The sequence below is a fragment of the Marinococcus sp. LNHM3E3-2.2 genome (assembly GCF_056034385.1).
In genome coordinates this window covers 43,469-57,847 of sequence record NZ_JBQLIC010000008.1, presented here as the reverse complement: position 1 = coordinate 57,847, position 14,379 = coordinate 43,469, and the positions used below count along the sequence as shown (strand labels likewise).

11 protein-coding genes are annotated in these 14,379 nt (G+C 49.5%); 9 read left to right on the top strand and 2 right to left on the bottom strand.

The features are described from left to right. Positions 1-262 precede the first annotated feature (262 nt). The 9 genes from argC to fabF all read left to right on the top strand — a co-directional run bounded on the left by argC (position 263) and on the right by fabF (position 11,439). Entirely contained in the window at positions 263-1,294 is a 1,032-nt protein-coding gene (argC, locus tag ACTRXF_RS11580; protein ID WP_474279204.1) for an N-acetyl-gamma-glutamyl-phosphate reductase, read from the top strand. Between the two features lie 16 nt (positions 1,295-1,310). Further along, entirely contained in the window at positions 1,311-2,543 is a 1,233-nt protein-coding gene (gene argJ, locus ACTRXF_RS11575) for a bifunctional glutamate N-acetyltransferase/amino-acid acetyltransferase ArgJ (protein WP_474279202.1), read from the top strand. A gap of 21 nt (positions 2,544-2,564) precedes the next feature. Beyond that, on the top strand, positions 2,565-3,353 hold the full coding sequence (argB, locus tag ACTRXF_RS11570; RefSeq protein WP_474262026.1) for an acetylglutamate kinase: 789 nt from the start codon (positions 2,565-2,567) through the stop codon (positions 3,351-3,353). A gap of 13 nt (positions 3,354-3,366) precedes the next feature. Continuing rightward, positions 3,367-4,524 (top strand): acetylornithine transaminase, encoded by a 1,158-nt coding sequence (locus ACTRXF_RS11565; protein ID WP_474279200.1) that lies wholly within the window; start codon positions 3,367-3,369, stop codon positions 4,522-4,524. A gap of 24 nt (positions 4,525-4,548) precedes the next feature. Further along, positions 4,549-5,628, top strand: a complete 1,080-nt coding sequence (locus tag ACTRXF_RS11560; protein ID WP_474279198.1) for a carbamoyl phosphate synthase small subunit — start codon at positions 4,549-4,551, stop codon at positions 5,626-5,628. Beyond that, entirely contained in the window at positions 5,621-8,785 is a 3,165-nt protein-coding gene (locus tag ACTRXF_RS11555; protein ID WP_474279196.1) for a carbamoyl phosphate synthase large subunit, read from the top strand. The genes ACTRXF_RS11560 and ACTRXF_RS11555 overlap by 8 nt, the downstream gene beginning before the upstream one ends. A 3-nt stretch (positions 8,786-8,788) precedes the next feature. Next, positions 8,789-9,739: an ornithine carbamoyltransferase gene (argF, locus tag ACTRXF_RS11550; protein WP_474262030.1), complete on the top strand. Its 951-nt coding sequence runs from the start codon at positions 8,789-8,791 to the stop codon at positions 9,737-9,739. A 128-nt stretch (positions 9,740-9,867) separates the two neighbouring features. Continuing rightward, positions 9,868-10,041 carry a hypothetical protein gene (locus tag ACTRXF_RS11545; RefSeq protein ID WP_474262031.1) on the top strand — a complete coding sequence of 58 codons (174 nt, stop codon included), beginning with the start codon at positions 9,868-9,870 and terminating at the stop codon, positions 10,039-10,041. Positions 10,042-10,194: 153 nt separating this feature from the next. Continuing rightward, positions 10,195-11,439, top strand: coding sequence for a beta-ketoacyl-ACP synthase II (fabF, locus tag ACTRXF_RS11540; protein ID WP_474262032.1), 1,245 nt, complete (start codon positions 10,195-10,197; stop codon positions 11,437-11,439). A gap of 37 nt (positions 11,440-11,476) precedes the next feature. Here the strand turns inward: fabF and ACTRXF_RS11535 are convergent, their stop codons facing one another. Both ACTRXF_RS11535 and ACTRXF_RS11530 read right to left on the bottom strand, forming a co-directional pair. Further along, entirely contained in the window at positions 11,477-14,032 is a 2,556-nt protein-coding gene (locus tag ACTRXF_RS11535; protein WP_474279194.1) for a CBS domain-containing protein, read from the bottom strand. A 13-nt stretch (positions 14,033-14,045) separates the two neighbouring features. After that, a complete protein-coding gene (locus tag ACTRXF_RS11530) occupies positions 14,046-14,324 on the bottom strand; it encodes a hypothetical protein (RefSeq protein ID WP_474262034.1) in 279 nt (92 codons plus the stop codon). Positions 14,325-14,379 lie beyond the last annotated feature (55 nt).

The window sequence follows — 14,379 nt, the reverse complement described above, 5'->3', positions numbered from 1 at the left end:
AAAGAAAAGAAAAGGAATACCTGCCACGTGATAAAAAAGATGAAAGCATTCTACTCATTTATACATCAATTGTACATTTTCATACATAAACTATATTCCCCGGAAAAAGGCTGAACAATTAGAAAAAGCTTAATAAACTCAGCTTATGACGGAAATGAAAAAAATATGAAGAAAAAATAAAAATACAGTTGCATTAATATATATTCAGACTTATAATAATCACCAGAACATATTGTATAAAGATAAATAGAGGTGCAACTTTATGAATACAGCTATTATTGGAGCAACTGGCTACGGAGGAGTGGAGTTAATACGCATGCTGGCCCAGCATCGCGGCGTTGAACAAATAGATGTTTACTCCTCCTCGAAGCAAAATACGAAGCTTTCTGATATGTATCCGCATATGAAAGATTTATATAATGAAATTCTGAAGCCGCTTGAGGCAGCTGACTGGTCAGCATATGATGTTGTATTTCTTTCCACGCCGCCCGGTATATCAGCGGAATGGAGCGAAGCTATTGCAGCACACACGAGGGTGATTGATTTGTCCGGGGATCTCCGGCTGAAGAACGCAGGAACTTACGAACAGTGGTACCAGCGTCAAAGCGCACCGGAATCCCTGCTTCAGGAAGCCGTCTATGGTTTGACGGAATGGAACAGAAATGAAGTGGCAGAAGCTTCTCTATTGTCAAATCCGGGATGCTATCCGACAGCAGTGCTTCTTGGCCTTCTGCCGTTGGTGGATAAGGACGTGATTGATCCTTCGAATATCATCATTGATGCAAAAACAGGCACTACAGGAGCGGGTCGGACGCCATCAGCGGTCACTCATTTCAGTGAAATGGATGGAAATTTTAAAATTTATAAAGTGAATGAGCATAAGCACACACCAGAGATCGAACAGGCACTGGACATGCATACAGGTGGAAATCACCCCGTTACGTTCAGCCCTCACCTGGTGCCGATGACGAGGGGGATTTTAGCTACTATGTATCTGCCGCTTACCGAAGGGACGAAAAGCGGTCATATTGAAGAACTGCTTCATCAGGCATATGACAAGGAGCCTTTCGTTAGAATACGGGGAGAAAAAGCATTTCCAGCAACTAAAGAAGTATATGGAAGTAATTTTTGCGATATCGGCTGGACAGTGGACGAGCGTACCAACCGGCTGACGGTGGTTTCAGTAATTGATAACTTAGTTAAAGGCGCCTCGGGGCAGGCGATACAAAATATGAATGTGATGCTGGGAGCAGATGAGAAGGAAGGAATTTCTCAGCTTCCGGTTTATCCATAAGAAAGGAAGAAAAATCATGGTAGAGGCATCGACAGCAGAGCAGGTAATAGAAGTATCGGGAGGAAGCATTTTAAGTCCTGCCGGTTTCTCCGCAGCGGGTATTCATACAAAGGTCAAAAGAAAAAGAAAAGATCTCGGAGCTATTATTTGTGACGTGCCAGCGTCGAGTGCCGCTGTATATACGTTGAATAAAATCCAGGCAGCACCGCTGCAGGTGACGAAAGAAAGCATTGCCAAAGAGGGAAAGCTTCGGGCAATCGTCGTCAATAGCGGGAACGCCAATTCATGTACAGGAAGACAGGGGCTCGAGGATGCCTATACCATGAGAAAAAACAGTGCCGAAAAATTCGGTCTGCCGGAACATCAGGTAGCGGTCACTTCTACCGGTGTGATCGGCGAAGCGATGCCGATGGAGAAAATAAATGAAGGCATTGCCCACCTCGAGCCGGAAACCGGATTCGAACGGGCGCAGGATTTTAATGAAGCAATCATGACGACAGATGTTGCTGGAAAGCACGCATGCTTTCAGACATGGGTGGACAATAAAGCAGTGTTTATCGGAGGCGTAGCGAAAGGCTCCGGAATGATACATCCAAAAATGGCTACAATGCTAGGATTTGTAACGACGGACGCTGCCATTGAGCCCGCTCATCTGCAGACGGCGCTTTCAGAAATAACGAACAAAACGTTTAACCGGATTACGATTGACGGCGATACCTCAACGAATGACATGGTAGTCGTCATGGCGAGCGGCAAGGCGGAAAACAGCCCGCTGCACCCCGGTCATCCTGATTGGAACGCGTTCGTTACGGGATTGAAGGAGACATGTGAATCCCTTTCGAAAAAGATCGCGAGAGACGGGGAAGGGGCCACCAAGCTGATCGAAGTGAAGGTCGAAGGTGCTGCTACAGATGAAGAAGCCGGCCAGGCAGCCAAGCAGATTGTCGGATCAGACCTGGTGAAAACCGCTGTATACGGCACAGACGCCAACTGGGGACGGGTGATTGTCGCTCTCGGTTACAGTGAAGTAGAGCTTGATCCGGATACGGTGGATATATCCGTAGGGCCGGTAGATACCTTGAAAGCAAGCACTCCAGTGCATTTTTCCGAAGAGGATGCAAAAGCGTATCTGGAAAATGACACGGTGGAGATAACGGTGAACCTCCACGTGGGCAATGGAAGCGGCAAAGCATGGGGATGCGACCTGACGTATGATTATGTAAGAATTAACGCCGGATACCGGACGTAGGGAAAGAAGGAGGAGAAGAGCATGAACAGCATCACTGTAGTCAAATGCGGCGGTTCCACGGTGAACAAACTAACAGCTGAGTTTTTCAAAAGTATAGCTGCGATGAAAGAAAAAGGCATGAATCCGGTGCTTGTGCATGGGGGAGGCCCTGAAATCAACCGTATGCTTGAACAGATGCAGATTGAGTGTGAGTTCGTAAACGGGCTGCGAAAAACAACGCCCGAGGTGCTTGAAGTAGCAGAAATGATTCTCTCCGGAAAAGTGAATAAATGCCTCGTTTCCTCCCTTCAGTCCGCCGGTGCTCCGGCTTTTGGCATGTCCGGTATTGACGGAGGGCTTCTGGAAGCAGAACAGGTGGAGGATCAGAATCTCGGGCTCGTCGGCAACGTCGTAAACGTTAATACCTCCTGCATACACTCTATGCTGGAAAGCGGATTCGTTCCGGTGATCGCTCCTATTGCAGCGGATAAAAACGGAAAAAAATTAAATGTGAATGCTGATGCGGCTGCCTCGGCTGTCGCACAGGCAGTAGGCGCAAAAGAGCTTCTGTTTATTACAGATGTTGAAGGTGTGCTTATTGACGGAAGCAAAGCTGACTATATTCATGTAGAAAAGCTCGAGCAGCACATTCACGATGGAGAAATTTACGGCGGAATGATACCGAAAGTCCAGGCGGCAGCAGCAAGCCTGACCGGGGATTTAGAAAAGGTCGTTATTGCTGGTGCGGACGGACATACAGACGAAGCAGAAGGAAAGCTGAAGGGAACAGCAATCATAAGAGAACAGGTCCAGGCTCCGTCCCTGACTTGAAAGGAGGAGAACCATGCAGCAGACAGAACAGAAATCACATCTATTCGAAACGTATAAAAGATGGGAACTCACTTTTTCGCATGCGGAAGGCTGTACCGTAACGGATAAGGAGGGTGAAGAATACACGGACTTAATGGCTGGCATTAGCGTTGTCAACCTTGGCCACGGTGATCCCGATGTGATAAAGCATGTAGAGAAACAGCTGCACGCTGGATGGCACGGTTCCAATTTTTTTCAATATGAACAGCAGGAGCGTGCTGCAGAGCTTTTGACGAAGCTTACAGGCTTAGATCTTGTATTTTTTGCAAACAGCGGGACGGAGGCAAATGAAGCAGCTATAAAGTGCGCGAGAAAATATACCGGGCGTACGAAAATCCAAAGCTTTGTCCAGTCTTTTCACGGGCGGACATACGGAAGCATGGCAGCAACCGGCCAGGATGCCATTCATCAAGGCTTCGGCCGCATGCTCGAAGACTTTGAATATTTACCGTATAACGATGTGAATGCACTGGAGAAGGCTGTGGATGAAAACACCGCGGCAATTATGCTTGAGCCGGTGCAGGGAGAGGGCGGTGTCATTCCGGGAGACCCGGCATTTATTCAAAAAGCCGCGGAGGTTGCCAGGCAGCACGGAGCGCTGCTGATAGTAGACGAAGTACAGACTGGCCTGGGACGAACCGGCACGATGTTTGCCTATGAGCAGGCAGGCGTGGATCCTGATATTGTAACAACGGCAAAGGCTCTTGGTAACGGATTTCCGGTAGGAGCGATGATCGGCAAAGGATATTTACAGGAAGCCTTCGGACCCGGTTCGCACGGCTCCACATTTGGCGGAAATCCGCTGGCTATGGCTGCTGTAGAAGGGACGCTCCAGAAGCTTATGAGTATCAACGCCCCGAAGATGGCAGCAGAAAAGGGAAACTTTTTCACGAAGCTTCTTGAAGAAAAAATCTTCTCCCTGCCCGTGGTGAAAGAAATACGCGGCCCAGGACTTATGATCGGCATAGAGCTTACCGACAGCGCGGCACCTTACGTGCTCGCCATGCAGAAAAAAGGATTTCTGCTGATTGCTGCAGGACCTAACACGCTGAGACTTCTGCCGCCGCTGACAATTTCGCACAATGACTTGGAAAAAGCCGCAGCAGCACTAACAGAAGTGCTTGAAAAATAAAAAACGTACCAGGAGGGTTTGTAGATGAAAAGTTATATAAAATTGGAAACAGGCGAAATATTTGAAGGCAGCTGGCAGCAAGCCTTTCCGGATACGTATGGAGAAATTGTATTTTTCACAGGAATGACCGGCTACCAGGAAGTGATGACAGACCCTTCCTTTCACGGACAGATAGTTGTTTTTACTTATCCGCTAATCGGAAATTACGGTGTGAATCCAACAGATAATGAAAGTACACAGCCGCAGCCGGCAGGTATCATTGTCAGCGAAACCTGCGCTACATCGGGTCACTATGAAGGAGACCAGACGCTGGCAGAGGCAGCGCTTGCAGCCGGAATTCCCGTTATGGAAAACGTGGACACGCGGGCACTGGTCAAAAATATCCGGGAAAAAGGCGATATGGGAGCAGTAATGACCGGGGATCCAGAGTCTGTGAATGTCGGAGAATACGAGCCGCTCGGAGAGCGCGATGTGATTGATACTGTAACGGTGGATAAACAGATAACGATCGGCAGCGGAGACCGGCACGTAGTATTAATGGACTTTGGTTACAAACAGTCGATGGTGGATCAGCTGAACAAAAAAGGATGCAAGGTTACGATTGTGCCTTACGATACGACGCAGGAAGCCATTAAAGCTCTGGCGCCTGATGGCCTGCTGTTTTCCAACGGTCCCGGCAACCCGAAGCAGCTTGAACAGTACTTGAGCACTTATAAGGAGCTTGCCGAAACCTACCCGACTTTGGGCATCTGCCTGGGGCACCAGCTCCTCGCGCTTGCGTTTGGCGGAAACACAGAAAAACTTCGTTTCGGTCACCGCGGTGCCAATCAGCCGGTACAGGACCTGGAAACGAACAAAGTATTTATGAGCTCTCAAAACCACAGCTATGTTGTCACGGATGCGTCTCTTTCAAAAGAGTCGTTCCGGATAAAGTACAAAAATGTCAATGACGGTTCGGTAGAGGGCATGATGCATACGAAGTTTCCAATCATGACAGCTCAGTTTCACCCGGAAGCCCATCCGGGTCCGGCAGACAGCGAAGAAATTTTTGATGAATTTCTCGAAACGATAGAGAATAAAGGGAGAGAAGCCACCTATGCCTAGAGATAAAGAAATAAATAAAGTATTGGTGATCGGCTCCGGCCCTATCATCATTGGGCAGGCTGCGGAATTTGATTATTCAGGCACCCAGGCATGCCTGGCGCTTAGAGAAGAAAATATTGAAGTAATCCTGCTGAATAACAACCCGGCAACTGTAATGACAGATAATACCTGTGCCGATAAAGTATATTTTGAGCCGCTTACCGTAGAAACAGTGGAGCGGATCATTGAACAGGAGCATCCGGACGGAGTGCTTGCCACCCTTGGCGGACAGACTGGCTTAAACCTCGCGCTTGCATTTTCCGAACAGCAGACGCTCGAAAAGCATGGGGTGAAGCTTCTCGGTACGCCGATCGAATCCATCCGGCAGGGAGAAGACAGAGAAGCATTCCGTGCGCTCATGCACGAACTAAACGAACCGGTGCCTGAAAGTGAGGTAGTTGAAAAAAAAGAAGAAGCACTCGCGTTTGCGGAGAAAACCGGATATCCGATTATCGTTCGCCCGGCGTACACACTCGGTGGAGGCGGGGGCGGCATTGCCCAGAATGAAAAAGAGCTTCGTTATATTATCGAAGGCGGGCTGGAGGCAAGCCCGATTCATCAGTGCCTGGTAGAAAAGAGCATAGCCGGGTTTAAAGAAATTGAGTACGAAGTGATGCGGGATGCCAATGACACGTGCATCACCGTGTGCAACATGGAAAACATCGACCCTGTAGGCGTTCATACCGGAGACTCCATCGTGGTGGCCCCATCCCAGACCCTGACGGACGTAGAGTACCAGATGCTTCGGAGCTCCTCGTTAAAGGTTATCCGGGCACTTGGGATTGTGGGCGGATGCAATATCCAGTTTGCGCTCGACCCGGTCAGCAAGCAGTACTATTTGATCGAAGTAAACCCGAGAGTGAGCCGTTCTTCCGCGCTTGCTTCTAAAGCAACCGGATATCCGATTGCCCGCATGGCAGCCAAAATCAGCATCGGGTATCACCTGCATGAACTGTTGAATCCGGTTACCGGGCATACGTATGCAAGCTTTGAACCGGCACTTGACTATGTTGTAGTGAAGTTTCCACGCTGGCCGTTTGACAAGTTTTCCTACGCAGACCGCACCCTTGGCACGCAGATGAAGGCGACAGGGGAAGTCATGGCCATTGAAAGAAATCTGGAGGCGGCTCTGCAGAAAGCGGTAAGGTCGCTTGAAATCAAACTTGACGGGCTTGCTTTGCCGGAATGCAAAGAAACGGCTGATGAAGATATTTTAGACGAAATCCTGCAGCAGAACGATAAGCGATTCTTTTACATTATGGAATGGCTTCGCCGCGGCGGGGATATGGAAACAATTCATGAAAAAACCGGTATTCAGTATTTTTTCCTTCGGACCTTTTCTGCCCTTATTCAAAAAGAAAAAGATATTGCAGAGCTTTCCTGGGAAGAGTGGAGCGAAGAGCAGCTGCTGATATGGAAAAAGGCTGGTTTTACGGATGAACAGCTGCACGCCCTGTCCGGAATAAAAATCGGAGAAATACTTGAGCTGCGTGAGCAGTTAAATATGTTCCCTTCATATCATATGGTGGATACGTGCGCAGCGGAATTTACCGCAGAAACACCGTACTACTATTCCAGCTGGTACAAGGAAAGCGACCGCGAGGTCGAACCGGTCGAAAATAAAGTGCTGGTCGTCGGTTCCGGCCCGATCCGGATCGGACAGGGCATTGAATTTGATTACTGCTCGGTGCACGGAGCGCGCGCGTTGAAAGAAGCCGGCTACGAAGCGGTAATTGTAAATAACAATCCTGAAACGGTGAGCACTGACTTTGAAATGGCGGATCATTTGTACTTTGAGCCGCTCACACCTGAGGATGTGCTTCACGTAGCCAGAGAAGAGCACGTAACGAAAGTAATCGTACAGCTTGGCGGCCAGACGGGGATCGCGCTGACTGAATCACTTGAACAAGCAGGAATGGAAGTGCTCGGCACAACGTCCGATATTATTGATCAGCTCGAGGACCGGGACCGCTTCTACCAGTTTATGCAGCATGTGAACGTTCCTCATATTCCGGGCGTCTCCGGCCACAGCAGAGAGGAAACGCTGAAGCAGGCGGAAGAAATCGGCTATCCGGTGCTTCTCAGACCTTCCTACGTCATCGGCGGCCGCGGGATGGCGATTGCGACCAAAGAAGAAGAGCTGGTGGAATATATCGAAGATCCAGCCAATGATATTGAATATCCAATATTAATCGACTCCTATAAGCCGGGCACAGAGCTTGAGGTGGATGTATTAACAGACGGCAAAGACATATGGATACCCGGTATATTTGAACACGTAGAGGAAGCAGGTGTTCATTCAGGCGACTCCATGGCTGTAACTCCACCATTCAGTATCAGTGCAGAGATTAAACAGCTTCTGGTGGACTATACGCAGAAAATTGCGGAAGGCATGGATTTTCACGGTATCTTTAATATCCAATTCGTCTACGACGCCGGCGAATTGTATGTGATTGAAATAAATCCAAGAGCATCGCGCACGGTACCGGTCTTTGCCAAAATCACCGGCGAAAAAGTGATTGAAGGAGCGGTGCACCTGCTGCTCGGCCATTCACTTAAAACATGGACAAATGAGAAAGGGCTCCACGAAGAGCCGGGCTATTACACAGTGAAGGCCCCGGTCTTTTCCAACGATAAATTAAGCGGACTTGACCCGGTGCTCGAAGCAGAGATGAAATCCACCGGGGAGCTGATTGGCATATCAAAAGATCTTTCCGGAGCCTTTCAGAAAGCATTTGCCTGGTCGGAAACGCAAATACCTCTTCTATTCAAAAAAACCGGAAGTGTCTACTGCGAAATTGCTGACGGGGAATATGAAAAAGCAAAACCATCCCTGGACAAGCTTGAAGGCCTGGGTTACACATTAGTGTTTCCACAGCAGACGCCGTTTGATGAATGGATTTACTCAGAGGATGCTTCAGCATTAATCAGTATTCCGGAGATCGGGCATAAAACAGGAAAAGAGAGTCGTCAGAAAGCATTAATTGAACGTAAAACGATCGTAACGAATGCACGCACGCTGAGTGTGATGGTTCAGGCCATTCAAGGGGCGCCGGAGCTGCCTGCACCAATTGAGTCGTGGCTGCAAAATTACGCTTTGTCCGAAAAAGGAGTGTAGCAAATGGCAACAAATCTGAATAATTCCGCCTCAACTCTGAATCAGCAGAGCGTTTTAACGCTGCTTGATTTTTCCGCGGAGGAAATCAAACAACTGCTGGAGCTGGCAGCAGACATGAAGAAAAATCCTGCTGCGTATTATAATCATCTGGCGCATCGCTCCCTCGGGATGATTTTTGAAAATGCATCGACGAGAACCCGAGTGTCCTTTGAGGTAGCTATGACTCAGATGGGAGGCCATTCTTTGTTTCTGAGCCCCCGCGATATGCAGATCGGCCGCGGGGAGCCGATCAAAGACACAGCCAAAGTGCTTTCGAGGTACGTTGATGCGTTGATGATCCGCACAAACGATCACGGGAAAGTCGAAGCACTCGCAGAGCATGCAGATGTGCCGGTAATTAATGCCCTTACGGATCTGTATCACCCGTGCCAGGCACTTGCTGATTTGCTGACTGTGCAGGAGCGGAAAGGGAGCTTCGAGGGCCTGAAAAGTGTTTTTATCGGAGACGGAAACAATGTCGCCCATTCCTGGATCATAGCAAGCATCAAAATGGGAATGGACGCGGTGCTCGCAGCGCCGGAAGGGTACGGTCCGGAGCCGGGCGTCTGGAAGCAGATTGAGCAGGCAGCGGAGGAGTCTGGAGCATCCGTTACCCGCACGACAGACCCTGAAGAAGCGGCAAAAGGGGCGGACGTTATTTATACGGACGTGTGGACGAGCATGGGCTATGAAGAGGAGCAGGCGAAACGCCTCGCGGCTTTTAAAGGCTTTATGATTTCTGAAGAGCTTACGGCGAAAGCTGCGAAAGACTACATCTTTTTGCACTGCCTCCCGGCCCACCGGGAAGAAGAGGTAGCGGCTTCAGTCATTGATGGTCCCCATTCAGCTGTTTATGATGAAGCGGAAAACAGACTGCACGTACAAAAGGCTATACTTGCTTCGGTCATCAGCTAGACTGTGAAACCGTTCCTAATAATACAGGGACGGTTTCTTTTATGTGAAGAAAGGAGGATAATCACTTGGATTAGCGTGTTTCTGCTTGTATAATTGCCGGGAAGCCGGTAAGCAGCGGGAGGGATGACATGACAGTGAAACGTGCTGCAGCAGGGGTGATTATTTTTATTTGCGTATTGATCGCTGTGTATTTAGGTATCGTTTATTTTTTTCAGGGAAGCCAAACGACGGCCATTCTTACAGCTATCACGGGAGCGCTGATCGCCGAATGGACATACCACCGTTCGTTCGTAGAGGAATAAAGATTATATGAATAAAACAGCGTGCAGAAAGTAGACAACCGTGCGTGACTCGTATAAAATTATTCCCAGACTAATGAAAACGTCCAGCCTGGTTTGTACATAGGCAGGGAGTATATACATGAGAATGCGGAAGATAACAAAGGAGAGAGTAGCATGAATGAAAACAGGCGAGTGGTTGTAACAGGAATGGGGACAGTCAACCCGCTGGGCCAGACAGTGGAATCCTCGTGGAAAAATGCTGTGGACGGCGTCTCCGGCATTAGTGCTATCGAAAGGGTGGATGTCTCCGAGCTTCCGATGAAAATCGGGGGAGAAGTAACGGATTTCGATCCGTCGGCCTATTTGGAAAAAAAAGAACTGCGGAAAATGGACCGTTTCACCCAGTTTGCTATTGTAGCTTCCATGCAGGCGCTTGAGGACGCAGGGTATACAATTACAGAGGAAAATGCAGCACGGACCGGCGTTTGGATAGGCTCTGGCATTGGCGGTATGGAAACGTATGAAAACCAGTTTCAAAACTTCATGGAGCGCGGCTATAAACGTGTGAGCCCGTTCTTTGTACCGATGATGATCCCGGACATGGCTTCCGGCCAGGTGTCCATTTATACAGGGGCCAAAGGAGTGAATTCCTGTACGGTTACGGCCTGTGCCACAGGCTCTAACTCGATTGGAGACGCATATAAAGTGATTCAGCGCGGCGATGCCGATGCCATGATTACAGGCGGCACAGAAGCTCCGATTACAAAAATGGCGATTGCAGGCTTTAGCTCGGCCAAGGCAATTACGATGAATGAAGACCCAAATACGGCGTCCCGTCCGTTTGATAAAAACCGGGACGGATTTGTAATGGGCGAGGGAGCGGGCATACTGATGCTTGAAAGCCTGGAGTCCGCCGAAGCGAGGGGCGCGGAAATTTATGCTGAAATCGTCGGATACGGTTCTACCGGAGATGCGTATCATCTGACAGCTCCGGCACCGGACGGCGAAGGCGCTCAGCGCTCCATGCAGATGGCTATGGACGACGCAGGGCTTACAGCAGAAGACATTCAGTACATTAACGCTCACGGTACCAGCACGCAATACAATGATAAATTTGAAACGACAGCTGTACGAAAGGTATTTCAGGATCATGCGGACAGTGTATGGATGAGTTCAACAAAATCGATGACTGGTCACCTGCTCGGGGCAACCGGAGGTATTGAAGCTATATTCAGTATTCTTTCTTTAAAGGATAATGTAGTGCCGCCGACTATTAACCTGCACGAGCCGGATCCGGAATGTGATCTCGATTATGTTCCAAACGAAGCCCGGAAAGGTGATATTCAGGCCGTTTTAAGCAATACCTTTGGATTTGGCGGACATAACGCTACCCTGGCATTTAAAAAATGGCAGTCATAAAAAAAGTCTGGGCCAACGCGCCCAGACTTTTTTGCATTTAGGACTGATAGCTGTGAATAAGGGATTCAGCATAATCCAGTGCTTCTCGGGATGAAGTGATTTCTTCGTTAATAATGCCTTTTTCGGTTTCGCTTATAATGAATTTATAGAGCGGCCCGGGGCGGAGGCCGAGACGTTGAAGTTCAGCGCCGGAAACCCACGGTGGCAGGTCCTGCCATTTGTCCTGGTATTGTCTGAGCAAAGCCGCTTTTCCCGGCTGCCCGGCGCTGTACTCAAGGCAGTAAGCAGCAATTTCAACAGAAAGAGGAGACACATGGGCAGCAGTGCGGTGAAAATCACCGGGTCTTTCGATAGAGACGTCCCAGCTTTCATCGAGCAGGTGGTGCACGTGCCGCACGAGCTGTTTATCCTGCTTCCGCACGGCGACCCGCTCGGCAGAAAGCACCCGGCCGCTTTCCTGCAGAAATAATGGCAGCAGGGTCATAAACAAAGATGATTGGAGCCCGGTAATATAAGGCAGCAGTCGCTCGGCTGTATCGTCCCATACAGCACCAGGGAGAAATGCCGATAAAACGTCAAGCTTCTGGAGACGATAAAACAACTGGGCAGGAGGCATTTCTGCAGTCAGACGCTGAAATTCAGCGAGTATTCTATCTGTAGACAGGGCATGAATCGCGTTAACCGCCTGCGCAATAAACGCTTCTGTTTCATGATCCATCGCAAATCCAAAACGGTATTCAAAGCGGACGGCACGGAGAATGCGGGTCGGGTCCTCCACAAAGCTCAAATTGTGCAGCACCCGGATGGCTCCCCGTTTTAAATCCTCAAGTCCTGAAAAGTGGTCGATGAGATCCCCAAACTCTTCGGGATGAAGGGCAAGGGCCATGGCATTGATCGTAAAATCCCTTCGGAACAGGTCTTCTTTCAATGTAGAGCTCTCCACGTCTGGCAGGGATCCGGGTTTTTCATAAAATTCGGTCCGGGAGCTTGCGATATCCATTTTTAATCCGTCCGGCCAGATGATCGTAGCAGTGCCAAATGCTTCGTGCTTGTGGAGTTCTCCGTTCCATTTGGAGGCAATGTCTGAAGCAAAGGCTATGCCGTCACCTTCAACGGCAATGTCGATATCCTCATTTTCCTTTTGCAAAATAATATCGCGAACGACTCCACCAATCAGATATGTGCGCAAATGCTGGCGGGCGCCTTCTTCTCCGACAGCCCGAAGCCACTGCTGGATGGAATCCGGCAAAGTCGTGCGCATGCTTTCTTCCATATTGACGGTTTCTGATGCAGTGGAATCTTCACGAAGCCGGGCAATGATATCGCTGCGCGAGACGAGACCGATTAATGCACCGCGGTGATCAATAATGGGAAGCCGGCCAACGTTATGGTGGACCATCTGCTGCTGCAGTTCTTCAAACCGGTGATAGGGGGAGGCGGTATGAAGGTTGGAGCTCATGTAGCCTTTGACAGGGGCGTGCCCGAGCTGATGGTGCATGGCTTTATCAATGTCGCGCCGGGAAATAATGCCGACTAATTCATACTGGTCGTTTACTACCGGAAAGCCGCTGTGGCCGTAACGGAGAACCATATCTTCCGCTTCCCTGATTGTCGTTTCCGGCTTCAGTGTTTTTACCGGCCGGCTCATCAGCTCTTCAGCCGTAATGGAGCGGCCGACTGCAGATTGAAGCTGTGATTTGATCTGGTCGTAAACGTCGTCGAGCAGTTGATCCTTGATAGTGGCCGACCCGGCCCGGGAATGCCCGCCTCCGCCGAACGGGGCTAAAATGTCCGGGAGGTGAATGCGGTCGGTGGCCGAGCGCCCGATAACAAATATTTTGCCCTGTGCTCTGGTTAAAGTAATGACAGCGCTCGCACCGGTCGTTTCTATTAAATTGGAGGTAACGGTGTTCAAGCCACCGATATGCTTGTCGCCGGAATCAAATTTTGTAATCAACAGCTGAAGCCCTTCGCGCTCAATGACCTCTGCTGCCCCAAGGTAGGCTCGCAGAGCATACTGCTGATCCGGAGAAAGCGACTCCTCCATGTATTGGCCGACGGTATCTAAATTCATGCCCTGCTCCATTAAAAATACAGCAGCCTGCAGATCCCGAAGCGTTGTACTCGGATAAACGAGCGACCCGGTATCAGTGTAAAGCCCGAGAGCAAAAAGGGTAGCTTCGACCGGAGTAAGGGAAAGCTGGCGCTGCATCAATTCTTCAATGAGGATAGTGACAGCGGCGCCTGTTGGTTCAATTCGGGCATCAATGGCCGCTTCTGTGGAATCAGGCGCTACCTTATTTGTATGGTGATCATAAATGATCCAGTACGGAGCCGCGGAAAAGGTAAGGCCGTCCCTGGCCCGATCCGGCTCGGAGACGTCGGTTAAAATCACCGTATGCAAATTATCCCAATCGATATGCCGGGAAGAAACAAACGGAAATTCATCCTTGAAAAGAGCGAGGTACTCGTTGACTTCCTCGGACTGGTCGTCCTGCAAAACGAGGCGGGCCTCAGGATAAAGTCTGGAAGCAGCTACAGCAGAAGCGAGGGCGTCAAAGTCCATATGGCGGTGCGTTAAAATTACATCCATGGCAGCTGCCTCCTTAGTCATTATTTTTCACATGCATTAAATGGTTGTGGAAGTGATTGAGGGCCATAGTGAGAATGGCTTCGGGGCGCGTCTGATCGGCCTCCATGTTCACTTCATCAAAATACCGGGTGATATCTTCAAGCTGGTCTTTCTGTTCTTTGTATAAGTGCACCTGCAGAACCCGGGTTTCGTTCGCAAGCTCCCGGGCAAGCTGATTGATTGAATGCTGCAGCTGTTCAGACTCCTTCAGCAGTTCACGCAGCTGTTTTTGCTTTTCTTCTCGTACAGTCACTTGCGACCCTCCATGTGCTGGATGTGTTTTCCCTATACTAATACCCGGGAAGAAA